Here is a 22,840-nt window from a genome sequence, read left to right as displayed (position 1 = left end):
CCCTTGTCCCCTCCCTATGAACGTCTCCCAGCCACAATGGATCGTCCCAACAGAACAGCCCCCAGAGTGGTTCGTGCAAGCAGTTAGGGAATATGCCCCTAGCGCAGGATTTGCGGCACAACTGTTATGGCAAAGGGGAGTTCAAGCGCGAGAGGAGTTACCTGGATATCTCAATCCTCGCTGCTATCAACCTGCTAGCCCATTTGAATTTGGGCAAGAAATGCACTTAGCAGTAGAAAGATTGCAAATTGCTCGCGATCGCCAAGAAAAAGTGGCAATTTGGGGTGATTTTGATGCTGATGGTATCACTTCTACAGCGGTTTTATGGGATGGATTGGGACAATTTTTCTGTCAACATACCCAACTTTCCTATTACATCCCCAACCGCCTTACTGAGTCGCACGGGTTGAACTGCCCTGGAATCGATCTGCTTGCCCGCGATAACTGTAAGTTAATCGTGACTTGCGACACTGGTAGCACGAATGTTGCAGAAATTCTCTATGCGAAATCTTTGGGCGTTGATGCGATCGTCACCGACCACCACACTTTACCCGCAGAACGTCCACCTGTGACTGCAATAATTAATCCGCGTTATTTCCCTTCAGAGCATCAATTATTTCATCTATCTGGGGTCGCAGTTGCCTACAAACTTGTCGAAGCTTTATATCAATTTTTACCAAATGTACCGCAACAACCATTAGAAGATTTACTCGATCTCGTCGCTATTGGGTTAATTTCCGATTTAGTACAACTGAGTGGAGATTGCCGTTATCTAGCTCAATTGGGTATTGAACGGATGCAACAGGATTATAAACAACCAGTTCAACAGCGACGGCGACCAGGAGTAGGGCGATTATTAGAAATGTGTCAGAAAAGTGGCGATCGCCCCACAGATATTTCTTTCGGTTTGGGTCCCCGCATCAACGCCGTGAGCCGAATTCAAGGTGACGCAAGCTTTTGCGTTCAATTACTTACTAGTAGCGATCTCAACGCAGTCGATCGCCTCGCCCAAGAAACCGAATTAGCAAACACTCGTCGCAAGTCTTTACAAAAAGAAGTTTCCCAGCAAGTTGCCCAAAAACTCAAGTCAGAAATCGATCTCTCCACCACTAGCGTTATCGTTCTCGTAGATTCCCAATGGTCGCCTGGAGTCTTAGGACTCGTCGCCGGACAAATTGCTCAGGAAACGGGTCGTCCTACGATTCTGTTAAGTACGGAAGGGGAACAAAGGGACAAGGAAGACAAGGGAGACAAGGGAGACAAGGGGGATAAGGGGGACAATTTAATTCCGAATTCCGAATTCCGAATTCCGAATTCCAAATTATTAGCTCGCGGTTCAGCTCGGTCTGTCGGTAATATCGATTTGTACCAGTTAGTGAAAGATCAAGCGCATTTACTGCATAGGTTTGGCGGACATCCTTTTGCGGCTGGATTAAGCATACCCGTTGAGAATATACCGCTATTTACCGCAGCGATTAACCAAAAACTCCGACAGCAGGGAAGCGCGATCGCCGTGCCATCCGTACAAGCAGATCTGGTGGTGACAGTAGCCGATTTAGGTAGAGATTTGTTTTTAGAACTGAAACTACTCGAACCCTGTGGTATGGGTAATCCCGTGCCAAAACTGCTGATCCAAAATTGCTGGTTTGAAAACACTTGGCATCGCAATCAGCAAGATTGGCGGGGAAACAAAGTGCAATATATCAAAACAGATTTTAATTTGCGGGATGACTCGACTAAAACTAGTTTTCCCGGCGTATGGTGGGGACATTATAAGGACGAGATCCCGACTGGACGCTGTGACTGTATTGTAGAACTTGACTACAACTCGTTCAAAAATAAACAACGTTACGAAGTCCGCCTCATTGCCGTCCGTGCTGCTAACTCGCCCCTCGCCCCTCACTCCGGACTTCGTCCCGCTTCGCTAACGCCCCTCACTCCTCAAATTCTCGACTGCCGTGGTATGGCGATCGCCCCAGTTGACGATACATTCACAGGCGATCCATCCTCGCTTGTCGTGCGTACCTGTCCCACTTGTTGGGACGAGTTACGTGTCTGGATGCGGCGATCGCAGTTTGAAAATAAGTCTTTAGTTTTGGCATGGACTACACCCGAACCAGTCTCACCACCACAAGTCTGGCAACAGTTAGTCGGAATTGCTAAATACCTTTGCCGTACCGGACAAACGGTGACTCGCGTGCAACTCAGTCAAAAGCTTGGAATTAGCGATCGCCTTTTAGGATTAGGATTTACTGCTCTTTCCTACTTGGGCTTTTATGTTAGCTTTCAAGACCGCTATTTTCAAATTTCTCAAGAAGTACCGTGGCACGTTGCCGCACCTACAAATCTCTATGCTACCGATGCCGCTTACCTGCAAGCAATAGACAAATTTGCCCAAGCTGTCCGAGAAGAACAATTCCAACGCCAGTATTTTTCTACGGTTCCTCTCTCTACCATTCAAGCCCATGCCGCTCAATTAGGAGTGAGGAGTGAGGAGTGAGGGGTGAGGAGAGGAGGACAAGGGGGACAAGGAAGCTCCAGGAGCAGGGGAGCAGAGAAGCAGGGGAGCAACTACCAACTACCAACTACCAACTACCAATTCCCAATTCCCAATTCCCTTTCTTCACTAATAACTAAATAACTGAAAATTGATTTAATAAATATGTGAAAAACTTTACTAAAATACATTAATCGCTCGTCAAAAATGAAATAGATATAATTGACCAATAGTTGCTAATCTTACAAATAGCAGTGCAAATCTAGACAAAATCTAAACTTTATATTTCTTCGGACAATAGGTAAACTGTCACAGAGTGTTTGTGACGAACCTAATCTGTCTGAGTATGTTGGGAATAATGGCTTTACGAGAGAGATGAAACAGCGATCGCAATTGTGATTTCGCTGCCATCACATTCTATCTGGGTGTATATTCAAAAGAAATCTACTCTGTCTCAACCCGTTGGGTAATGAGCAATATAGCTTTCGATTTGCTAACCTCTGCTTGCTAACCTCATGCAATATATTAAACGCCTCTCCTCCCTACAACTTGCTCTGTTTGGTGGAGCGATCGCCACTACATCGTTTCTGGCGCTATCTCCCTGGTGTGGTTCTGTCCGTGCCGCACTGATGCAAAATAGCCCTAAAGCTTTAGTTGACGAAGTTTGGCAACTCGTTGCTAGAGAATATGTGGACGGCACGTTCAACAAGACAGACTGGCAAGCAACGAGACAAGATTTATTAAGTAGAGAATATACTAACCGCGAACAAGCTTACGCCGCTGTCCGAGTCGCGCTGGCTAAGCTGAACGACCCATATACTCGCTTTCTCGACCCCAAGCAGTATGAGGCATTGACCAGCCAAACTTCAGGAGAAGTTACTGGAGTGGGGATTCGGATGGAATTAAATAAACAAACTAAGCGTTTAACTGTAGTTGAGACTATTCAAAATTCCCCTGCTGTCAAAGCGGGAGTTAAAGCCGGGGACAAAATAGTCGCAATTGATGGTAAACCAACTCAACAAATGGACGTGCAGGCTGCCTCAAGCCTAATTCGGGGCAAAGCAGGTACGCCTGTCACATTGAAAATCGAGCGGCAAGGCAAAAGTGCCTTCGACCTCAAGCTAACGCGGGCGAAAATTGAGCTGCCTACAGTTACACACACCCTAAAGCGGGAGGGCAATAAGCGGGTTGGTTATATTAGCTTGCGGGAATTTAGCGCTCATGCTTCAGAGCAGATGCAAAAAGCAATTCAAGACCTGAATCGCCAGAATGTGAATGCCTTCGTTCTAGATTTACGCGATAATCCAGGTGGCTTGCTGCAAGCAGGGGTAGAAATCTCACGGATGTGGCTGAATAAAGGCTCGATCGTCAAAACAGTAGACCGACAGGGAGCTAGTCAAGAAATACCAGCCAATCAAACCGCACTGACTCAGCGCCCTCTAGTTGTTTTGGTCAATGGTAATTCTGCCAGTGCCAGTGAAATTTTAGCGGGAGCATTGCAAGATCATCAACGCGCTGTCGTAGTTGGTAGCCAAACCTTTGGTAAGGCTTTAGTCCAATCAGTCCATTCTCTGTCCGATGGTTCGGGACTAGCAGTAACAGTTGCCCATTACTACACGCCTAAAGGTACGGATATTAGTCATAAAGGCATTACGCCAGATATTAAAATCGACTTGAATGACGCTCAGAAACGCCAGCTAGCCGCAAATCCTTCTTCAATTGGCACGAGACAAGACCCCCAGTATGCACGGGCAATTTCTGTAATTACCAATAACAGTTTTGCCCAATTTAAAAAACCGCTGAAAAAACCGCACATCTCAAAACGAGTCGTAGAGCGGAACCAGTTATAAATAATTTTCACTCATATTCGCGATCGCAGGGGCATACAAATGTATGCCCTTATTGCATTTTTACTCTGATAATTTAAAGAGAATCACCATCAATAACCAATGACCAACGATCGATGACAAAAAGTCCTTTAGTCGTTGACACGTTTCAGCAAGGGACAATTTTTCCCATACTACCAGTCGCGCCCATTCTTTCTAGCGCCAATCGAGATTGGGATGGCATTCACGTCGGGTATTATCGTCAGCCTGCTTGGGAAACGCCTGAAGCAACTTTTTTACAACATACAATTACGATTTATACAGGGCAACCTGTCAATGTAGAGTTGCAAGCAGAGGGGCGCTGGCAACAAAAAACTTATACTAAGGGTGTAGTTGGAATTTATCCAGCATTTGCCCCGCATATAGTAAATTGGAATGACGAAATTGAATTTATTGAAATCGATCTCGATCCGCAAACATTAAACCGTTTTGTAGATGATTCTATAAATATTGATTGCTATAAAATTATTCCTCAATCTGCTATTAACGATCCGCTAATTTATAGTATTGGCATGGCGCTAAAAACAGAATTAGAATCTAGTGGAGGGGGCGATCGCCTTTACGCTGAGTCAGCAACCACAATGTTAGCTGCTCATATTGTTCGTCATTATTCTACCCAAACCTCTACTCTAAAAACAGCTATTGGAGGTTTTTCTAAATCCAATTTAAGAGCGATAATTGATTATATTAATACTAACTTAGACAGAAATTTAAGCTTGATTGAATTAGCAGCAGTAGTACAAATCAGTCCCCATCATTTTGCTAGATTATTCAAGCAATCAACTAGTTTTTCTCCACATCAGTATTTACTTAATTGTCGCATTCAAGCAGCAAAATCTTTACTAGCAAAGCAAGACTTATCTATTGCTGATATTGCTTTACAAGTTGGCTTTCACGATCAAAGTCGTTTTACGAGTATTTTTCGTAAGCATACAGGCGTTACCCCCAAAAAGTATCGCGATCGCATTTGAGCAAGATTTGACTATTTTTGAGAAGATTTGACAAGACGACTGTTGTTTTTGCCTTGTAGAGTAAGCTGTATTAAAATTGTCGCGCAAAGCCGCGAAGACACAAAGAAAGCTTTGCGACTTTGCGTCTTTGTGCGACCAATAAAAGATGAAGAATTAGGACAAATAGCAAGATGAATACTCAGAAAAACCGAATTTTACTACTTGCTCTACTAATTGTTAATGGAATTTCAACTATTCTTCACTACATTGATAATTTTGTAAACTATGACAAATATTCCCAACCTACTTGGATTACTCCTGACAGTATTTATCTTGCGTGGAGTGTATTAACAATATTTGGCGTTGTCGGTTATTTATTGTACGTTAAAGATATGTTTTTGGCTGCGTATGCATGTTTAGGAATTTATTCTATAACTGGAATTTCTAGCCCAGGACATTATTTTTATTCAGCTCAACATGTATTTTCTGGAAAGATGCATTTATTAATTTGGTCAGATGCGATCGCGGGGATCTTTCTACTAATTTTTCTTCTGCGATCGGCTTTAATTCTAAAAGAATGGCATCACGAAAGAGAGGTAAGCCTTTAATTCCGAATTCCGAATTCCGAATTCCGAATTCAATACGCTTCTCCACCTACAACCACATTCCGAATTCTCAAGCTGGGACCACCGCAACCAACGGGTAAACCATTTTGCCCACCTTTACCGCAGCCACCAGATTCATCCCAGTAGAAATCATCTCCGATCGCCTCGATATCTGCTAGGGTTTGAAAGACATTTCCCGACAGTGTGACATCGCGCACGGGTTCGGCAAGTTTACCATTGCGGATTATCCAAGCTTCTCCCGCGCTGAAGGTAAACATTTCACCATTAGTCATCCCTCCCAACCAGTTGCGGGCATATACTCCGTCTTTAATATCGGTAAATAAATCTGCCACTGGTGTCGTTCCCCGCTCGATCCAAGTGTTTGTCATGCGGACGATGGGAGCGTAGTGATAGCTGAGACAACGAGCGTTTCCTGTGGGTGTTTCTCCCAACTTGCCAGCAGTTTCGCGTGAATGGAGCCTACCAACTAAAACGCCATCTTGAATTAATTGCGTCGTTGTGGCTGGAGTCCCTTCATCGTCGTAGAAGTAACTACCACGATGTCCTTGGGGTGCTGCACCATCAAAAATTTGTAGCTCCTTGGGTCCAAAGCGCCGTCCCATGCTCATAACTTCTAGCAGATCGGGGTTTTCATACGCCATATCTGCTTCCGAAAGATGCCCGAAGGCTTCGTGAACGAATAAACCAGCGAGGATCGGATCGATCACGACAGTATAGGTGTTGCCTTTAACTGAAGGTAGAGAAAGAGCCGCTACAGCCCTTCGAGCTGCACTTTGAACTTGGGCATCCAAACTCACTAAATCCTCATAAGCCTTGCGAGAACCAGTGGTTTCTCTACCTGTCTGGACTGTATCGCCATCGCGTGCAGTTGCAGCAAAGCGCATTTCCATATCCACCCAAGATTGATCGATTAACGTTCCTTCCGAACTGGCGATGATGACTCGCTGGCAAATATCACCGTAGCGGACTGACGTAGTCGTAATCCGATCGCTGGCGCTTTTGAGAATTTCGCCATAGCGATCGCACAATTCCTTTTTTTGTGCTAGCGGAACGTGACGCGGATCGGTTCCTGTCAACGGGACAAAGCAGGTGGCTTGCACTGGTTCTATATTTGCTAGCAGGGTTTCATCATTACCTACAATTCGTGCTGCCGCGATCGCTTCTTCGATGCGAGAGTTGAACTCGGATAACTGATTAAAACTACTCAATCCCCAACCGCCTTTGTAGCACGCGCGAACTTGTCCGCCGATAGAAATTCCTTCGCTCAATGTTTCTATCTTATTCCCCCGCAGCATAATATCTGTTCCCTGGGACTCTTCGAGGCGAATGAGTAAATAATCGACTTTGTGAGAGTATTTTGCGATCGCATCAGCGAGCAAGTTTTTGGTATCGGCAAGCGCAGTAGGCATGGGAAAGAAAAGTCAAAAGTCAAAAATTAAAAGTCAAAAATAGCAAAATTGTTCTTACGAGCAGTTCTGATAACTACAGCGCATACAAATTAATGTAGATCGACCTAGTGAAAATCAATCTTGGCTTCAAGTCGTCACTATTCGATTGTAGGTGTTTCTCTGCCAGGGATGTGAGGAGCGTGTCAAAAGACTATATTCTAAATACCGAGATGTCGCTTGAGCTTGATAGATCCTTGCTTGACTGGTGATTAGCGAGTAGCAAGCGATTTGCAATTAATTCTCCCTTGTCTCCCTTGTCCCCCTTGTCCCCCTTGTCCTCCTTGTCCCCTTTATCTCTCTAATTTAAGTGTGAGTGAGTCATGTTATTGAAATGGCAAAAGCAGCCAGGAACCCATTTATTCCTCGGTGGCGCGATCGCTTTTTTGCTCGTGGGATTAATTCTGGTCTTGCATCGGTACTATAGCTTCTATGCTACTTTCGACCAGGGCATATTTAATCAAGTTTTCTGGAATGGGATTCACGGTAGATTTTTCCAGAGTTCTCTTTCTTCCAGCCTCTCCACGAATGTCGTCCATGCTGGAGAAATCCCAGAGGTTTACTACCATCGTCTAGGACAGCATTTTACCCCTGCCTTACTCGTTTGGCTACCGCTGTATGCCCTTTTCCCCTCCCCGGCGACTTTGAGCGTGTTACAGGTCGTTCTAGTAACCGCTGCTGGGATTGTTTTATATTTCTTGGCTCGCTTGTATCTCGAACCACTCTTAGCAGCGATGGTTAGCGTCAGTTTTTATGGCGCGATCGCTGTTGTTGGTTCAACTTTAACCAATTTCCACGACATCAGCCAAATACCTTTGTTGACGTTTGGTATTCTGCTGGCGATGGAAAAGCGCAAGTGGTGGGTCTTTTGGTTGTTGGCAGTGTTGCTTTTAGCTGTGAGAGAAGATAGCGGCATTGGGTTATTTGGGGTAGGCGCTTATATGGTTTTAAGTCGGCGCTTTCCCCGTGCTGGTTTAGCGACTTGCATTCTTAGTTTTGGCTACATGCTGGCTTTGACAAATCTGATCATGCCGCTATTTTCAGAAGATATTTCCAAGCGTTTCATGATGGAGCGATTCGGACAGTATGCCACTGGGGAAGATGCTTCTACCGTTGAGATTATTTGGGGAATTGTCAGTAATCCTTGGCGATTGCTCGTAGAATTAATCGCTCCTTTTCCTGGGACATTTTTGTATTTACTAGGGCAGTGGTTGCCTTTGGCTTTCGTTCCCGCACTTTCTGGCACGGCTTGGGCGATCGCGGGTTTTCCTCTTTTGAAACTATTCTTAGGTCAGGGAGAATCTGTTCTAGCCATTACGATTCGCTATGCCATGAGTGTCGTCCCAGGATTATTTTACGGCGCGATTTTGTGGTGGTCAGTGCATCCTAAAGTCTTTAAGCCCAAGTTTCAGCGCTTCTGGATTGGATGTATTTGCCTTTCCCTAGTAATTACAATTGCCTACAATCCCAATCGGACGCTTTACTTTTTAATTCCCGACTCGATTCAACCTTGGGTACATATTTCCCTCCCGCGTCAATGGCAACACGTCAGCCAAATGCGATCGCTGCTAGCACAAATTCCCCCACAAGCCAGTGTATCGGCAACGACCCATATCGTGCCTCACCTTTCCAGCCGTCGCGAGATTCTGCGTCTACCAGGATTGCAATTGCGTAACGATGCCAGGGAAGTCATTCAGGTAGAGTATATAATTGCCGACCTCTGGCAACTGCAACAATATCAAGTAGCTTTCATGGGCGATCGCCAGCAGTTACAAGACAATGTAAAACTGATCGATCGGCTCTTTAATACTGGCGAATATGGAATCGTCGGCTTTCAAGATGGGGTCATTTTGCTGCATAAAGGTGTCACTTCACTTCCCGAAGCCACATCTGCTTGGTTGGCTTTTCGGCAAAATTTGTGATTTGGTAATTGGTAATTGGTAATCGGTAATGGGGGGCGATCGCAGTCTTATAATCTAAACCAACACAGTTAATTTTTGTGAAGAATTGAGTGATAATACTCATTCAATTCCCAATCCTATACATTTAGATAGATTGATAGATTTAGGTAAGCAGCAAGTAAGTCGCAGGGATTGGGGTCGATGAAAATACTCGTATTAAGCTGGGAATTTCCGCCGCGCATTGTAGGAGGCATTGCTCGTCATGTTGGGGAATTATACCCCGAACTCGTCAAACTAGGACATGAAGTCCACATGGTGACAGTGGAATTCGGTCATGCACCAATGTACGAGCTTTTTGAGGGAATCCACGTACACCGGGTTCCAGTTGCCTGGGGAAATGACTTTTTCCATTGGGTGGCGAACATGAATGAGAGCATGGGCAGCCACGGTGCAAAGTTGATCTTAGAAGAAGAACCGTTCGATCTAATCCACGCCCATGACTGGTTGGTAGCAGATGCGGCGATCGCCCTCAAGCATAATTTTAAAATCCCGCTGATTGCCACCATTCACGCTACAGAACACGGTCGTTACAACGGTATCTATACCGAAGAACAGCGCTACATCAATGGCAAAGAGCAATTACTCGCTTATGATGCTTGGCGAATTATCGTCTGTACCGACTACATGCGGCGCGAAGTAGAACGGGCGCTAGCGAGTCCTTGGGACAAAATCGACGTAATCTATAACGGTATCCGTCCTGAAAAGAAGCACAGACGGCAAGATTTTGATTATTGGCACTTCCGCCGTCAATATGCTGACGATGATGAGAAGATCGTTTACTACGTCGGTCGTATGACTTACGAAAAAGGCGTGTCCGTAATGCTGAATGCAGCTCCCAAAGTGCTGTGGGAAATGGGAGGTCGTGCTAAATTCGTACTCGTTGGTGGTGGTAATACCGAAGCTTTGAAGCGGCAAGCTTGGGATCTAGGTATTTGGCACAAATGCTATTTCACGGGCTTTATGTACGATGACTTTCTTGATAAATTCCAAGCGGTAGCTGATTGTGCCGTGTTTCCTAGCCTTTACGAACCGTTTGGTATTGTTGCCCTAGAAAGCTTTGCTGCCCGCGTACCCGTCGTTGTCTCCGATACGGGCGGATTTCCAGAAGTCGTGCAGCATACTAAGACTGGAGTTGTGACTTGGACGAATAACTCTGACTCCCTGGCATGGGGAATTTTGGAGGTTTTGAAAAATCCTGGTTATCGGCAATGGTTAGTTGACAATGCATATGAGGATTTAGATCGCCGCTTTAATTGGAGCAAGTTAGCCCGACAAACGCAAGCAGTGTATCAACAAGTCGCACGAGAGCGATCGCAAATTTCGTGGTGAAATGTAGAGACGTTACATGTAACGTCTCTACATTTAGACATAATAAAAACCAGCCGTATACAGGCTGGTCGTCCCCCAAGGAATTCTATATCAACTAGTTGCCGATCGTTAACCGCTGCTTAGCAAGCACCTACTTTAGCAAAAATTACGTACACAGTCTTAGCAATAATAAACAAGTCGTAGAAGGGATGCCACATTTTTTGGTAGCGCAGGTCAAGATTGACAATCTCTTCAAAATCTTTAATGCTAGAGCGTCCGCTGACTTGCCACTCTCCTGTTAATCCCGGCTTCACGTTTAATCTTTGCCAGTGGCGATCGTTGTACTGAGCAACTTCGTCAGCAGTTGGTGGACGAGTACCTACTAAACTCATGTCTCCAACTAATACGTTCCAAAATTGGGGCAGTTCGTCTAGGCTGGTGCTTCTTAAGAAACGACCCACTCTCGTAATTCTTGGGTCTTGCGTGTTTTTGAAAATTAGTCCCGATGCTTCATTTTGCACTTGAGACTTTAGTGCGTCTGCGTTGGGAACCATTGAACGAAACTTCCACATACGGAATGTTTTTCCTTGCAGTCCGTAGCGCTCTTGTCCGTAGAAAATTGGTCCTGGGCTGTCTAACTTAATGGCGATCGCTAAAGGGATGAAGATAACTGCCAAGATCGACAGTCCGACTAAGCTGCCAACGATGTCCAAACATCTCTTAAAAGCCGATCTGGCTGATGGATGAACTGCATCTAGTGTCTGGGGAGACTTAAGTTCGACAGTTTTGATGGCGGTGGGGAACGGTGCTTGGTACATTGTCACGACTAAAACCTGGATCGGATAGATCGTAGTATTACTGAGGTAGATTTACCGAAGTAGATTTACTGAACTTGTATCCCGAATATAATCTCTCTCTTGGCTAGAATGACAGTACTTTAACTTACATTTTGCCGAATCTTTATCAAGAACCTGGTTCCACTCGGACTTTGTAAAGATAATATAAAGTTGGCTCCTTCAAAGATTTTACTCAAGAAATAGAGCTGTCCAGCAGTCAATTTCTCTTCAAATTACTGACTTGAGCTTCATCTAAACTTCATGATTTCTTCACATTCGCATAGATGAATATACCTAACTGGGTCACTCTCTCTCGACTTCTAGCCCTGCCTTTGCTGCTTTATCTTTTGCCAGTACCGACAGTAAGCGCACGTTGGTTGTGCTTAACAATATTTTTGGTTGCGGCTTTGACGGATTGGCTGGATGGTTATTTAGCCCGGAAACTGAACGCTATTACCGATCTAGGGAAATTTCTCGATCCTTTGGTAGACAAATTGCTAGTACTGGCTCCACTGTTATCGCTGATTCAGCTAGGACAACTTCCTGCTTGGGGAGTATTTTTGATTTTGGCGCGAGAATTGGGTATAGCAGGCTGGCGCGTTTCTCCTAACTTGACAGGCACAAATGCGATCGCGGGGGCAAATCTTTGGGGCAAGCTCAAAACAGTCAGTCAAATTACCGCGATCGCCTTATTAATTGCTCCCTTACCCCCAACGTGGCACGTCCCCGCGCTGGGAGTTTTTTGGCTTTCTGTCGCTTTAACTTTAATTTCGGGGTTGATTTATGTGTTGCCTGCCAGGGAGCAGTTATCAGTGACCAGTGACCAGTGACCAGTGACCAGTTAGCAGTTACTCCAGCCCCTGCAAAATCTCTTTGTCTACAGAAAAATCTACCTCGGCTTTGTCTCGTCCATTAGCCAAGTAGTCATTTTGGAAAGAGTCTTTTAACCCAGAAATTAAGTCGTATTTTGGCTGCCAGTTTAGTTCTGTAATGGCTTTATTGACACTGGCGAAAAAATGCTGTACTCGCAAGGGGAAAGCTTTGCGCTTGCCAAAATCGAAATTTTTCGGCTCGTAGTGTACGATCGCTAGCTTCTCCGCCGATTTTCCGGCAGCTACAGCGCAAGCGCGAGCTAAACCATCAAAAGTAACGTAGCGATCGCCAGAGACGTTATAAACCTGCCCTATGGCTCTCTCGTTGCCTAATACCCGAGCCATAGCTTGAGCTAGATCTTCAACATGACCCATTTGAGTTATATGTAGCCCGTTAGCAGGAATAGGAATAGGTCGATCGCGGACGATGCGATCGAAAAACCAGCTTTCCAAATCGTTGTAGTTACTAGCTCCGTAGATATACGTAGGACGAATTGCCGTGAAGGGCAAGCCTACCTGAGCTAAGTATGCCTCTGTTTCGTATTTTCCTCGGTGGCGGCTCTTAGGATCGACTGGATCGCCTTCTACGTGAGGCATTTGGTCGGAGCGGAGGTACACGCCAGCCGAACTCATATAGACAAAGTGCTGCACCCGGTCGTGAAAGATCTCAGCTAGCGGTTGAGTATCGCTCAGTTCCCTGCCGTTATTGTCATAAATGGCATCAAAATGCTCTTCAGATAGCTTTGCCTTTAATTGTTCTGGAGAAGTGCGATCGCCTTGAATCTGAGTTATGCCCTCAACTGGAATAGGGCGATTACCGCGATTAAACAACACCACTTCATGACCCTGCGCCACTAGGATTTTGGTTAGGTAAACACCAATAAAGCGCGTACCACCCATAATCAAAATTCGCATAATTACCCAACCCCAATTCGTCTACTCTCAGTTTAGGGGTGAGTGGCTAGTGGCTAGATGTTTTTCTAGTCACTAGTCACTCTCTTTTAAGCTATAAATTCTCATAGAGTCAAAATTCAGCTAAGTGTAACCTTGAAATATGCCCTTGTCCATGAGTGGTTAACGCCTCAAGCTACTGGCGGTTCGGAATTAGTAGTGCGAGAAATTCTCAGGTGCATCAATGCCGATCTCTACGCACTGATTGACTTTGAATCTGCTAATTCCCAAAGTTATTTGTTCGGACGCAAAATTGGTACGACATTTTTGCAACACTTACCGTTCTCGCGCTATGGCGTACAGAAATATCTCCCTTTGTTGCCGTTGGCGATCGAACAATTAGATTTGCGTGCCTATGATGCGATCGTTTCTTCGTCTCATACCGTTGCCAAAGCCGTACTTGCCAGTCCCCAGCAGCTTCATGTTTGCTACTGTCACAGTCCAATGCGCTTTGCTTGGGATATGACGTTCGATTACCTCCGCTCAAGCCGCATGGGTCGCGGTCTACCTGGAATCGTCACCAGGTATTTACTCCATCGCCTGCGCCAGTGGGATGCGATCGCCGCTAACCGGGTTGATTATTTCATTGCTAACTCTCACCATACGGCACGCCGGATTTGGCGCTGCTATCGTCGTCCTGCTACAGTAATTTATCCGCCTGTAGATATCGATCGCTTCCCCGTGGTGAAAGACAAACAAGATTTTTACCTCACGGTCTCGCGATTGGTCAGCTACAAGCAAGTCTCAACCATTGTCCGCGCCTTCAATCAACTCAAAAAACCTTTAGTCGTAATCGGTACGGGTTCAGAACTACCAGAGATTCGCAAACTGGCACAGTCGCACGTTCAAATTTTAGGAGCGCAGCCTAATGATGTAGTAGAAAAATATATGGCTCAAGCAAAAGCGTTTGTTTATGCAGCTCTAGAGGATTTTGGCATCGCGATCGTCGAGGCTCAAGCTTGCGGCACTCCAGTCATCGCCTTGGGTGCTGGGGGAGCGTTGGAAACAGTGCGAGACTTGCACCGCTACCCCGATAGCGCGACGGGAATATTTTTTTTAGAGCAAACAGTAGACGCATTGGTGGCAGCTGTGGAAAAATTTGAAGCCAACTGGGTAGCGTTCGATTCCGATCGCATTCGCACCCAGGCAACTCAATTTACCCCTAAAATCTTTGAAGAGCAGTTTTTAGCTTTTCTAGAACGCTCGTGTCAGGAGTTCTTCGTCCCTAGTTCTTAGGAGTTGATTTTTAGCTGGTTTTACAGCCTCTAAAATTAAATATGCCTCAGAATGGTGCTTCTGGCTTTAAGATCGGGACTATGTGTGGTGTGGATGGTTTAGGAGTATGATGACAGCCCAAAGCTCACTCCTCTTTGGCAAGCGGTTACAGGCTTTTGTCAAACGCGGGCAAGAGCCGTTTAGAACCAGAGCTAAACCGAAGGGTTTATTGCTCGCTCGACTCAACAAAGAGTTTGCCAAAAGATTGTTCGATGTTTTATTTTCGCTTTCCGTTCTAATTTTATTTGCGCCAGTTTATCTGGTGTTAGGCTTCTCGATCGCCTTGAGTTCGCCTGGACCGATCTTTTACGTTCAGGAACGAGTAGGCAGGAATCACAAGCCTTTTTATTGTATTAAATTCCGTACTATGGTAGCCAATGCTGATGAGATTTTGTCAGAATTGATTGCCTCGTCGCCAGGATTGCGGCAGGAATTTGAGGATAATTTCAAGTTAAAACAAGACCCGCGCATTACCAAAGTCGGTCATTTTTTGCGCTTAACTAGCCTAGATGAATTTCCCCAATTTTGGAACGTGCTTATGGGTGATATGAGTATCGTCGGTCCCCGACCTTTGGTAGCAGAAGAGCTACCGCGATATGGTCGTCATATTGATAAGGTCTTAACCATCAAGCCAGGAATTACTGGTTTGTGGCAAGTGTCGGGCAGAAATGACATTCCTTACAATCGTAGAGTGCAAATAGACGTTCACTATGCCAGCTCTTACAGCATGTGGCTAGATGTGTGGGTCATTTTAAAGACGGTATTTGTGGTAATTGTACCAAAAAATAATGGCGCTTATTAAGTGTATCCGTTAGCTTGTAGCCGTCAGCATTTGAGATTTGTTATGGTTTGCTGAAAATTATCAGTTTCGCGTTTAGGGGCATCAATTGCCCCTTTTCGATCGGAAACACTACTTTTCTTTTCGATCCATTGTCCTACGGTTTCTACGAGCGGTATATTTAGTGCTGTTCTAAACAGTGCTGAGAGCGAGCAGCCTGAAGCGATCGCCCTCTCAATCCACGCAATCTTTGCAATTACTCAATAATTACTTAATAATGAAAAGCAAACTTTAAGTTAATTTGTATTTTAGCCAAGCTTGCATTAACGCCAACCAGACGGCAACTGCACGACTAGGTGATCTTTCTGAGGGCAATTTTGCCATTATTTGCTTAAGTTGTAGCAGCGTTCTCGCTCTATTGTTTTAGGGAAAAAGAAAAATATAGTATTAAGTATGACGCAAACAAAGAGAGCTTTAATTACTGGTATTACAGGTCAAGACGGTTCGTACCTGAGCGAGTTTCTGTTGGAACAAGGTTATGAGGTACACGGAATCATTCGCCGTACCTCGACGTTTAACACAGACCGGATCGATCATATTTATGAAGACCCGCACAAAGAAGGAGTGCGGATGTTTCTGCACTATGGGGACTTGACCGACGGCACGACACTCCGACGCATTTTAGAAGAAGTCAAACCTATAGAAATCTATAATTTAGGTTCTCAATCCCACGTCCGCGTTAGCTTTGACTCCCCTGAATACACGGTGGACTCTGTAGGCATGGGAACGTTACGGTTATTAGAAGCAATTCGCGATTACCAACACCGGACGGGTATAGAAGTTCGGTTCTATCAAGCTGGTTCTTCAGAAATGTATGGATTAGTACAGGAAATTCCGCAAAAAGAATCAACTCCTTTCTATCCTCGCAGTCCTTACGCTTGTGCTAAAGTTTACGCTCACTGGCAAACAATCAACTATCGCGAATCTTATGGGATGTTTGCCTGTAACGGTATCTTATTTAACCACGAAAGCCCGCGTCGGGGTGAAACTTTCGTGACGCGCAAAATTACCCGCGCTGTTGCCCGCATTGTGGGTGGTAAGCAGAAGAAAATCTACATGGGTAACTTAGACGCAAAGCGCGACTGGGGCTATGCGAAGGATTACGTAAGGGCAATGTGGTTGATGTTACAGCAGTCTCAAGCTGATGATTACGTAATTTCTACGGGTGAAACCCATTCCGTGCGCGAGTTTCTCGAATTAGCTTTTGGCTATGTAAATTTAAATTGGCAAGACTACGTAGAATTTGACGATCGCTACCTCAGACCAGCAGAGGTAGAATTACTAATTGGAGATTCTACCAAGGCACGACAAAAATTGGGATGGACTCCTAGCGTGACATTCGAGCAGCTTGTTGCTTTAATGGTGGACGCAGATTTAAAAGCGATCGGTCTATCTGCCCCGAATGGAAATGGTGCTTCAGTCATCCATGACATCGCAACAATCCGTCAAGATATGGTCAGCTACCTATCCTAGTCCTAAAACCTACCTACGAGGCTGAACTCATGACCGCCTTAGATTTAAACAACAAACGCATTCTCGTGACTGGTGGTGCTGGGTTCTTAGGTCGTCAGGTAATAGACCAACTATGTCAAGCTGGTGCAGATAAAAACAAGATTACCGTAACGCGATCGCGCGATTGCGATTTACGAGTCTTAGAAAACTGCCAGCGTGCGGTTGACCAGCAAGATATTATCATCCATCTGGCTGCCCACGTTGGCGGTATTGGGCTGAATCAAGCTAAACCTGCCGAGCTATTTTACGATAACTTGATGATGGGGGCGCAACTGATCCACTCGGCTTATCAAGCAGGAGTGGAAAAGTTTGTCTGTGTCGGTACGATCTGTGCCTACCCTAAATTTACACCAGTTCCATTCAAAGAAGATGACCTCTGGAATGGCTACCCAGAGGAAACCAACGCCCCCTATGGCATTGCCAAAAAAGCCCTATTAGTACAATTGCAAGCTTATCGCCAACAGTACGGCTTTAATGGGATCTATCTCTTGCCAGTCAACTTATACGGTCCTGAAGATAACTTCGACCCCAAGAGTTCCCACGTTATCCCAGCTTTGATCCGCAAAGTGCATGAAGCTCAACTGCGGGGAGATAAGCAAATTCCTGTTTGGGGTGACGGTACTCCTACCCGCGAATTTCTCTACTCAGAAGATGCAGCACGGGGAATTGTCATGGGGACTCAGTTTTATAACGACCCCGAACCTGTTAATTTGGGAACGGGCGAGGAAATTTCAATTCGCGACTTGATTCATTTAATTTGCGAATTAATGGAATATGACGGGGAAATTATTTGGCAAACCGATAAGCCCAACGGTCAACCCCGTCGCTGTTTAGATACCGAAAGGGCAAAACAAGCCTATGGTTTTGTGACTCAAGTAGGTTTCAGACAGGGATTGACCAATACGATTGATTGGTATCGAAAGCACGGAGCATAAGTCAAATTTGTAGCAATGGGTTGACTCATAATTCATAATATTTATCTGAGTAGGAATTATTGAGTAAACCTTCCCGTACCAAAATTAAAAATTAATGATTAAAACAGTGTAAGGTGGGCAATGCTCACCTTTTTTCGTTGACTAATCTTTGACCGATCGCATATACCTGAAGAAGTAAAGACCGTAATTTCGCTGATATTATTCTCTTTCTGGTGTTTGAAATCAGTATTATTACTGTAGAATTAGGAACTCTGCCAGCTTTATTTTCATCATCGAAGAATAGTAAATTATTTACCGATCGTGATAGTAGTTGTTAGCAGTGATCGTACTCGTACAAGCCAGAGTCAAGAAGGAGATATTGGCTTCTACCCGCCGTCTTGTGCCATGAGCCGCATTGCTTTCATTGCTGGTACGTACTTACCAGAAAGCGATAGTGTTTCAGACTACACTGCTCGCCTACATACTTCCCTTCGCGATCGCGGTGTGGAATCTATTGTACTGACAACTTACTACGCGGCAGAAGCAGCTTACGATCCTCATGCTTTAGGAGTCGTACATGGATGGCGGTGGGTCGATCTAAAGGCTTTGGTCAAAGCAGTATGGGATAGTGGTGCGGATGCCGTACACATTCAGTACCATCCGCAGATCTACGGTCATCAGCCCGCAATCTTGTTACTACCGTTGTTATTGCGTTTATCTGGGTGGCGATCGCCCATCGTGACGACAGTACACGAGTATGGTAATTGGGAGTGGCAACGAGGATTGCTATCTCGATTTTCGGGTTGGTTGCAGCAGTATACGTGGTGGGATCGAGAAGGGGGATTTTTGCTGACGTTAAGCAACGCTACAATTGCGATCGCGCCGGAAGCAAAAACCTTAATTCAAGCAAGATTACCTAATATAGAGCGTCGTTTGTGGCACGTTCCCACAATTCCTAACGTACAAGCGAGCGAAACGAACTGTAGTGCAGCACGCCAGATTTTACGGCAAAACTGCAATTGGCATGAAGATACGCTCGTCATCACTTATTTTGGCTTTCTCCATTCTGGGAAGGAGTTAGCGACTTTACTACTAGCTTTTCAACAGGTTCTCACAACTCAGCCCCAAACAAGGCTACTGGTGATGGATAGGAAAGATAGCCCAAAATCAACGGTTCAAGACGATAATACATACTTAACACAACTGCAAACAACGATTGACGCACTCGAATTACATTCGTTCGTCCATTTCACAGGATATTTGGACGAGGAAATTGTGTCTCGCTATCTCGCAGGATCGGATATCGGAGTGTTAGATCGCGATGTGAGTCTCAATAATAGTTCTTTGATGTCGCTTTTATCTCACGGTTTACCAGCGATCGCCACTTATATGCCGTCGTATTTACCAGATACGCATCCATTATTACTTGTCCCGCCGCATGATGTTGCTGCCCTGACAACTGTATTAATAGAACTGATCGATTGCCCCGAAAAACGAAGACAACAGGCTAAAGCCAGTCAGATTTTTAGCGAAAATCTTAACTGGCAAAATATTACTCAACAGCACTTAGAAATTTATCAAAGATTATTTGATAATTAGTCAAGGATAATATTTCACAGTTGTTAGTTGATAGTTATTTGTCATTCAGCACTATTAACCAACAACTAACAACTAGTAATTAACTATTGCAGCAACAATTTCGCTCGAAATTCACCTACCTGAGTTGAGAGAGTAACTAAAGATACTAAAACTTCATTTAAAAGTATCAAATTAACTAGATTTAAATTTTTTCTATCTCCTTGGAGATGTGTAAAATTTCCGATTTTGTCATAGTCATCAAAATGACCGTGCATCTGGCAAAGAGGAGATTTAGCAGTGAGAATTAAGACAATTATTAGTTTATTGCGAGAGACATTTACTGAATGGAACGAAGATAAAGCTTCGCGACTAGCCGCAGCACTCGCATATTACACGGTATTTTCCCTCGCCCCCATGTTAATTATTGCGATCGCGATTGCTGGAGCAGTCTTTGGTGAAGAAGCAGCCAGAGGCGAAATTGTGACGCAGATTCAAGGTTTGGTAGGTAGGGACGGGGCACAATTTATTGAAACGGCAATTGAAGGCGCTAGTAAACCTAAAGCAGGAACCATTGCCTCCCTGATTAGTATTGCTGTCTTACTATTTGGCGCTTCTGGCTTATTCGCTCAGTTACAAGACTCTTTGAATACGATCTGGGAAGTTCAGCCGAAACCAGGACGGGGTTTAATCGGCATCTTGCGCGATCGCTTTTTGTCATTCACGATGGTACTCGGCGTAGGCTTTTTGCTACTCGTTTCCCTGGTTTTAAGTGCAGGTTTATCAGGATTGGTTAATTTTTTGGGCAGCTTGCTACCGGGAATCGGAGCATTGTTACAGATAGCTAACTTCGTCCTCTCTTTTGCCGTGACGACACTACTATTCGGACTGATTTACAAAGTCTTGCCAGATGTCAAAATTGCCTGGAGCGATGTTTGGAGCGGCGCGATCGTTACTTCGCTGCTATTCTCAATTGGTAGGTTTGCTTTGGGACTGTATCTAGGAAACAGTAGTTTTGGTTCTACCTACGGCGCGGCAGGTTCAGTCGTCATTATCTTAGTTTGGGTTTACTATGCTGCCCAAATCCTCTTTTTCGGTGCAGAATTTACTCAAGTTTATGCTAGAAGATATGGTTCTCGCATCGTACCAACAAAAAATGCCATACCGCTAACGGAAAAAAACCGTGACGAGCAAGGGATGAGAACGGATCGCGATCGTCGTCGCCGGAAGACGAGATAGAAGTCGGAATAAGTAAGACAAGGGGGACAAGGGGGAACTCGCTCTTCCCCACGACCGAAGGGAGTGGGGATTAGGGGGCGAAGGGGGACAAGGAAGCAGAGGAACTTCAGGAGCAATTCTAGTCACCAGTCACTAGCCACTAGTCACTCCCTATTAACAACTGTTTCCCATCTTTTACCAAATCAAGTCAGAATATCTATCTAGAGGTAGTTGGTAACGCCTAACTCACAAGTTGCGATTCATGAGTTGGAATCACCTCCAACCAAGGACAAATGACAAAAGCAAAGCGTCGTCTCCCCCGTAAACCAATTATTCCGATTGTCAGGCAGAATGGACGGTTAAACGTTCAGGGGATTAATAAATGGTATTACTACTGGCGCGATCCATACCATTTGTTGATTACTATGCCTTGGTCTTGGTTCTTAGGTATCGTAGCTTCTGGATACATATTACTCAATTCTTTGTTTGCTCTTGCCTATTTATTACAACCAGGTAGCATAGCTAACGCTCGACCTGGCAATTTCTGGGATGCTTTCTTTTTCAGCATTCAAACAATGGCAACTATTGGCTATGGCGTGATGAATCCGCAAACTGACTACGCTAATGTCCTAGTGGCGATCGAATCTTGGGTGGGTTTATTGGGCGTAGCTATGGGAACGGGAATCGCTTTTGCTCGTTTCTCTCGTCCTACGGCGCGAGTGGTTTTCAGTCGAGTGGCTGTGGTCACGGCTTATGATGAGATTCCAACTTTGATGTTTCGCGTGGCGAATAAGCGTCGCAACCAAATTATTGAAGCGCAGATTAGAGTTGTACTGGTACGAGACGAAATGAATGCTGAGGGGCAGTTTATGCGCCGATTGTACGACCTGCCTTTGGTACGTGCTAATAACCCAATTTTTATTCTCTCTTGGACAGTGATGCATCCGATTGACGAGTACAGCCCTTTTTACGGCGCTACTTTAGCAGATCTAGAAGCAGCAGAGACAATGTTGGTGGTGACGCTGACTGGCATTGATGAGACTGTATCTCAGATGATACATGCTCGTCATACATACATTGCTTCAGAGATGTTGTGGCATCATCGATTTGCTGATATTTTATTCCAGAAGTCTGACGGGCAACGCTATATCGATTACAACCACTTTCATGAGGTAATGCCCGTTTCTAGCCAGAGGGAAGAAACAAATGGAGTCGTATCCCGATCGCCATAATTGTGATGGTAAACGCAGTTACGCCATGTTAGGAACGGGGGCATTGGGTGGTTATTATGGTGGTTGTCTGCAAAAGGCTGGTTTAGATGTCCATTTTTTGCTTCGCAGCGATTATACCCATGTTTCTCAATCTGGTTTAGTTATCGAGTCAACTGACGGGGACTTTACCCTATCCCAAGTCAATGCTTACCAAGACGTGAAGGATATGCCGCGTTGCGATGTGGTGGCGATCGCGCTGAAAACGACTCAAAATCATCTACTACCCGATCTATTACTTCCAGTTCTGAAAGACGATGGCGTAGTTTTGGTATTGCAAAATGGTTTGGGCATAGAAGACGCGGTAGCTGAAATTGTCGGTTCTCATCGAGTTATCGGTGGTATGTGTTTTGTCTGCGCTAATAAAGTTGCCCCAGGACATATTCGCCATTTAGATTACAAGGCGATCTCCCTGGGGGAATATACTGCTAACTATCATCCGGCGGGAATTACGGCAAGAATGCAGCAAATTGCCACTGATTTTGAATCTGCTGGCATTCCCATTGACTTATCAGAAGATTTGCTCTTAGCACGTTGGCAAAAATTGGTATGGAATATTCCCTATAATGGGCTATCTGTCATACTTAATGCTCGAACCGATGAGTTGATGGCAGATGCATCCACTCGGGCTTTAGTCGAAGAGTTGATGGCGGAAGTGGTAGCGGGTGCAGCTAGGTTCGATCGCCATATTTCCAGTAGTTTTGTCCAAAACATGCTCGATCGCACTGCCAAAATGAAGCCCTATAAAACTAGTATGAAAATTGACTATGATTTGCAGCGTCCTTTGGAAGTTGAAGCGATCGTTGGCAGTCCATTACGTCTAGCTGAGGCTGCTGGGACAAATTTACCTCAAATTCGCACTTTGTATCGGCAGTTGAAGTTTTTAGATGGAAAAAATCAGGGGTAGA

Annotated in this window: 19 protein-coding genes; 16 read left to right on the top strand and 3 right to left on the bottom strand. The window is 45.0% G+C overall.

Annotated features, from left to right (window positions below):
- Positions 1–16: 16 nt before the first annotated feature.
- From C7Y66_RS06935 to C7Y66_RS06920, 5 genes are all read left to right on the top strand, one after another.
- Positions 17–2,500 carry a DHH family phosphoesterase gene (locus tag C7Y66_RS06935; protein ID WP_106545001.1) on the top strand — a complete coding sequence of 828 codons (2,484 nt, stop codon included), beginning with the start codon at positions 17–19 and terminating at the stop codon, positions 2,498–2,500.
- Positions 2,497–2,637: a hypothetical protein gene (locus tag C7Y66_RS31620; RefSeq protein ID WP_199197279.1), complete on the top strand. Its 141-nt coding sequence runs from the start codon at positions 2,497–2,499 to the stop codon at positions 2,635–2,637. Before C7Y66_RS06935 ends, C7Y66_RS31620 begins: the two co-directional genes overlap by 4 nt.
- Before the next feature lie 375 nt (positions 2,638–3,012).
- Positions 3,013–4,347, top strand: a complete 1,335-nt coding sequence (gene ctpB, locus C7Y66_RS06930) for a carboxyl-terminal processing protease CtpB (protein WP_106545000.1) — start codon at positions 3,013–3,015, stop codon at positions 4,345–4,347.
- Positions 4,348–4,460: 113 nt separating this feature from the next.
- Positions 4,461–5,354: a helix-turn-helix domain-containing protein gene (locus tag C7Y66_RS06925; protein ID WP_106544999.1), complete on the top strand. Its 894-nt coding sequence runs from the start codon at positions 4,461–4,463 to the stop codon at positions 5,352–5,354.
- A 170-nt stretch (positions 5,355–5,524) separates the two neighbouring features.
- A complete protein-coding gene (locus tag C7Y66_RS06920) occupies positions 5,525–5,941 on the top strand; it encodes a hypothetical protein (protein ID WP_106544998.1) in 417 nt (138 codons plus the stop codon).
- Between the two features lie 29 nt (positions 5,942–5,970).
- Here C7Y66_RS06920 and C7Y66_RS06915 read toward each other — a convergent pair whose 3' ends face one another.
- Positions 5,971–7,368 carry a TldD/PmbA family protein gene (locus C7Y66_RS06915; protein WP_106544997.1) on the bottom strand — a complete coding sequence of 466 codons (1,398 nt, stop codon included), beginning with the start codon at positions 7,366–7,368 and terminating at the stop codon, positions 5,971–5,973.
- 359 nt (positions 7,369–7,727) lie between these two features.
- On the opposite strand from C7Y66_RS06915, the gene C7Y66_RS06910 reads away from it, so the two are divergent.
- Together C7Y66_RS06910 and C7Y66_RS06905 are read left to right on the top strand one after the other, a co-directional pair.
- Positions 7,728–9,326, top strand: coding sequence for a DUF2079 domain-containing protein (locus C7Y66_RS06910; RefSeq protein ID WP_106544996.1), 1,599 nt, complete (start codon positions 7,728–7,730; stop codon positions 9,324–9,326).
- Between the two features lie 180 nt (positions 9,327–9,506).
- Positions 9,507–10,694: a glycosyltransferase family 4 protein gene (locus C7Y66_RS06905; protein ID WP_106544995.1), complete on the top strand. Its 1,188-nt coding sequence runs from the start codon at positions 9,507–9,509 to the stop codon at positions 10,692–10,694.
- Between the two features lie 119 nt (positions 10,695–10,813).
- Here the strand turns inward: C7Y66_RS06905 and C7Y66_RS06900 are convergent, their stop codons facing one another.
- Entirely contained in the window at positions 10,814–11,491 is a 678-nt protein-coding gene (locus tag C7Y66_RS06900; protein WP_015155101.1) for a sugar transferase, read from the bottom strand.
- A gap of 302 nt (positions 11,492–11,793) precedes the next feature.
- Between C7Y66_RS06900 and pgsA the strand changes: the two genes are divergently transcribed.
- A complete protein-coding gene (gene pgsA / locus C7Y66_RS06895) occupies positions 11,794–12,339 on the top strand; it encodes a CDP-diacylglycerol--glycerol-3-phosphate 3-phosphatidyltransferase (RefSeq protein WP_106544994.1) in 546 nt (181 codons plus the stop codon).
- 18 nt (positions 12,340–12,357) lie between these two features.
- Here pgsA and C7Y66_RS06890 read toward each other — a convergent pair whose 3' ends face one another.
- On the bottom strand, positions 12,358–13,296 hold the full coding sequence (locus tag C7Y66_RS06890; RefSeq protein ID WP_106544993.1) for an NAD-dependent epimerase/dehydratase family protein: 939 nt from the start codon (positions 13,294–13,296) through the stop codon (positions 12,358–12,360).
- A gap of 132 nt (positions 13,297–13,428) precedes the next feature.
- Here C7Y66_RS06890 and C7Y66_RS06885 point away from each other — a divergent pair, with 132 nt between their 5' ends.
- The 8 genes from C7Y66_RS06885 to C7Y66_RS06850 all read left to right on the top strand — a co-directional run bounded on the left by C7Y66_RS06885 (position 13,429) and on the right by C7Y66_RS06850 (position 22,839).
- Entirely contained in the window at positions 13,429–14,568 is a 1,140-nt protein-coding gene (locus tag C7Y66_RS06885; protein ID WP_199197278.1) for a glycosyltransferase, read from the top strand.
- Positions 14,569–14,677: 109 nt separating this feature from the next.
- On the top strand, positions 14,678–15,409 hold the full coding sequence (locus tag C7Y66_RS06880; RefSeq protein ID WP_015155097.1) for a sugar transferase: 732 nt from the start codon (positions 14,678–14,680) through the stop codon (positions 15,407–15,409).
- Positions 15,410–15,838: 429 nt separating this feature from the next.
- A complete protein-coding gene (gmd, locus tag C7Y66_RS06875; RefSeq protein WP_015155096.1) occupies positions 15,839–16,918 on the top strand; it encodes a GDP-mannose 4,6-dehydratase in 1,080 nt (359 codons plus the stop codon).
- 29 nt (positions 16,919–16,947) lie between these two features.
- Positions 16,948–17,892 (top strand): GDP-L-fucose synthase, encoded by a 945-nt coding sequence (locus C7Y66_RS06870; RefSeq protein ID WP_106168568.1) that lies wholly within the window; start codon positions 16,948–16,950, stop codon positions 17,890–17,892.
- A gap of 384 nt (positions 17,893–18,276) precedes the next feature.
- On the top strand, positions 18,277–19,470 hold the full coding sequence (locus C7Y66_RS06865; protein WP_106544991.1) for a glycosyltransferase family 4 protein: 1,194 nt from the start codon (positions 18,277–18,279) through the stop codon (positions 19,468–19,470).
- 276 nt (positions 19,471–19,746) lie between these two features.
- Entirely contained in the window at positions 19,747–20,685 is a 939-nt protein-coding gene (locus C7Y66_RS06860; protein WP_106168570.1) for a YihY/virulence factor BrkB family protein, read from the top strand.
- A 272-nt stretch (positions 20,686–20,957) separates the two neighbouring features.
- Positions 20,958–21,896: an ion channel gene (locus C7Y66_RS06855; protein WP_106544990.1), complete on the top strand. Its 939-nt coding sequence runs from the start codon at positions 20,958–20,960 to the stop codon at positions 21,894–21,896.
- The gene (locus tag C7Y66_RS06850) at positions 21,871–22,839 is read left to right on the top strand and encodes a putative 2-dehydropantoate 2-reductase (protein WP_106544989.1); all 969 of its coding nucleotides are present in this window, start codon (positions 21,871–21,873) and stop codon (positions 22,837–22,839) included. Before C7Y66_RS06855 ends, C7Y66_RS06850 begins: the two co-directional genes overlap by 26 nt.
- The last annotated feature ends 1 nt before the right edge of the window (position 22,840 follow it).

It is taken from the genome of Chroococcidiopsis sp. CCALA 051 (assembly GCF_003015105.1).
Taxonomy (GTDB): Bacteria; Cyanobacteriota; Cyanobacteriia; order Cyanobacteriales; family Chroococcidiopsidaceae; genus Chroococcidiopsis; species Chroococcidiopsis thermalis.
The sequence above is the reverse complement of the archived record's forward strand: the minus strand, read 5'-3'. Positions and strand labels throughout refer to the sequence as shown.

Excerpts from the sequence above, each read along its gene's own strand:
- C7Y66_RS06890 (WP_106544993.1), bottom strand. The coding sequence starts at position 13,296 with ATGCGAATTTTGATTATGGGTGGTACGCGCTTTATTGGTGTTTACCTA.
- C7Y66_RS06900 (WP_015155101.1), bottom strand. The coding sequence starts at position 11,491 with ATGTACCAAGCACCGTTCCCCACCGCCATCAAAACTGTCGAACTTAAG.
- C7Y66_RS06920 (WP_106544998.1), top strand. The coding sequence starts at position 5,525 with ATGAATACTCAGAAAAACCGAATTTTACTACTTGCTCTACTAATTGTT.
- C7Y66_RS06925 (WP_106544999.1), top strand. The coding sequence starts at position 4,461 with ATGACAAAAAGTCCTTTAGTCGTTGACACGTTTCAGCAAGGGACAATT.
- C7Y66_RS06905 (WP_106544995.1), top strand. The coding sequence starts at position 9,507 with ATGAAAATACTCGTATTAAGCTGGGAATTTCCGCCGCGCATTGTAGGA.
- C7Y66_RS06870 (WP_106168568.1), top strand. The coding sequence starts at position 16,948 with ATGACCGCCTTAGATTTAAACAACAAACGCATTCTCGTGACTGGTGGT.
- C7Y66_RS06850 (WP_106544989.1), top strand. The coding sequence starts at position 21,871 with ATGGAGTCGTATCCCGATCGCCATAATTGTGATGGTAAACGCAGTTAC.
- C7Y66_RS06880 (WP_015155097.1), top strand. The coding sequence starts at position 14,678 with ATGACAGCCCAAAGCTCACTCCTCTTTGGCAAGCGGTTACAGGCTTTT.
- gmd (WP_015155096.1), top strand. The coding sequence starts at position 15,839 with ATGACGCAAACAAAGAGAGCTTTAATTACTGGTATTACAGGTCAAGAC.
- C7Y66_RS06915 (WP_106544997.1), bottom strand. The coding sequence starts at position 7,368 with ATGCCTACTGCGCTTGCCGATACCAAAAACTTGCTCGCTGATGCGATC.
- ctpB (WP_106545000.1), top strand. The coding sequence starts at position 3,013 with ATGCAATATATTAAACGCCTCTCCTCCCTACAACTTGCTCTGTTTGGT.
- C7Y66_RS06865 (WP_106544991.1), top strand. The coding sequence starts at position 18,277 with ATGAGCCGCATTGCTTTCATTGCTGGTACGTACTTACCAGAAAGCGAT.
- C7Y66_RS06935 (WP_106545001.1), top strand. The coding sequence starts at position 17 with ATGAACGTCTCCCAGCCACAATGGATCGTCCCAACAGAACAGCCCCCA.
- C7Y66_RS06855 (WP_106544990.1), top strand. The coding sequence starts at position 20,958 with ATGACAAAAGCAAAGCGTCGTCTCCCCCGTAAACCAATTATTCCGATT.
- pgsA (WP_106544994.1), top strand. The coding sequence starts at position 11,794 with ATGAATATACCTAACTGGGTCACTCTCTCTCGACTTCTAGCCCTGCCT.
- C7Y66_RS06910 (WP_106544996.1), top strand. The coding sequence starts at position 7,728 with ATGTTATTGAAATGGCAAAAGCAGCCAGGAACCCATTTATTCCTCGGT.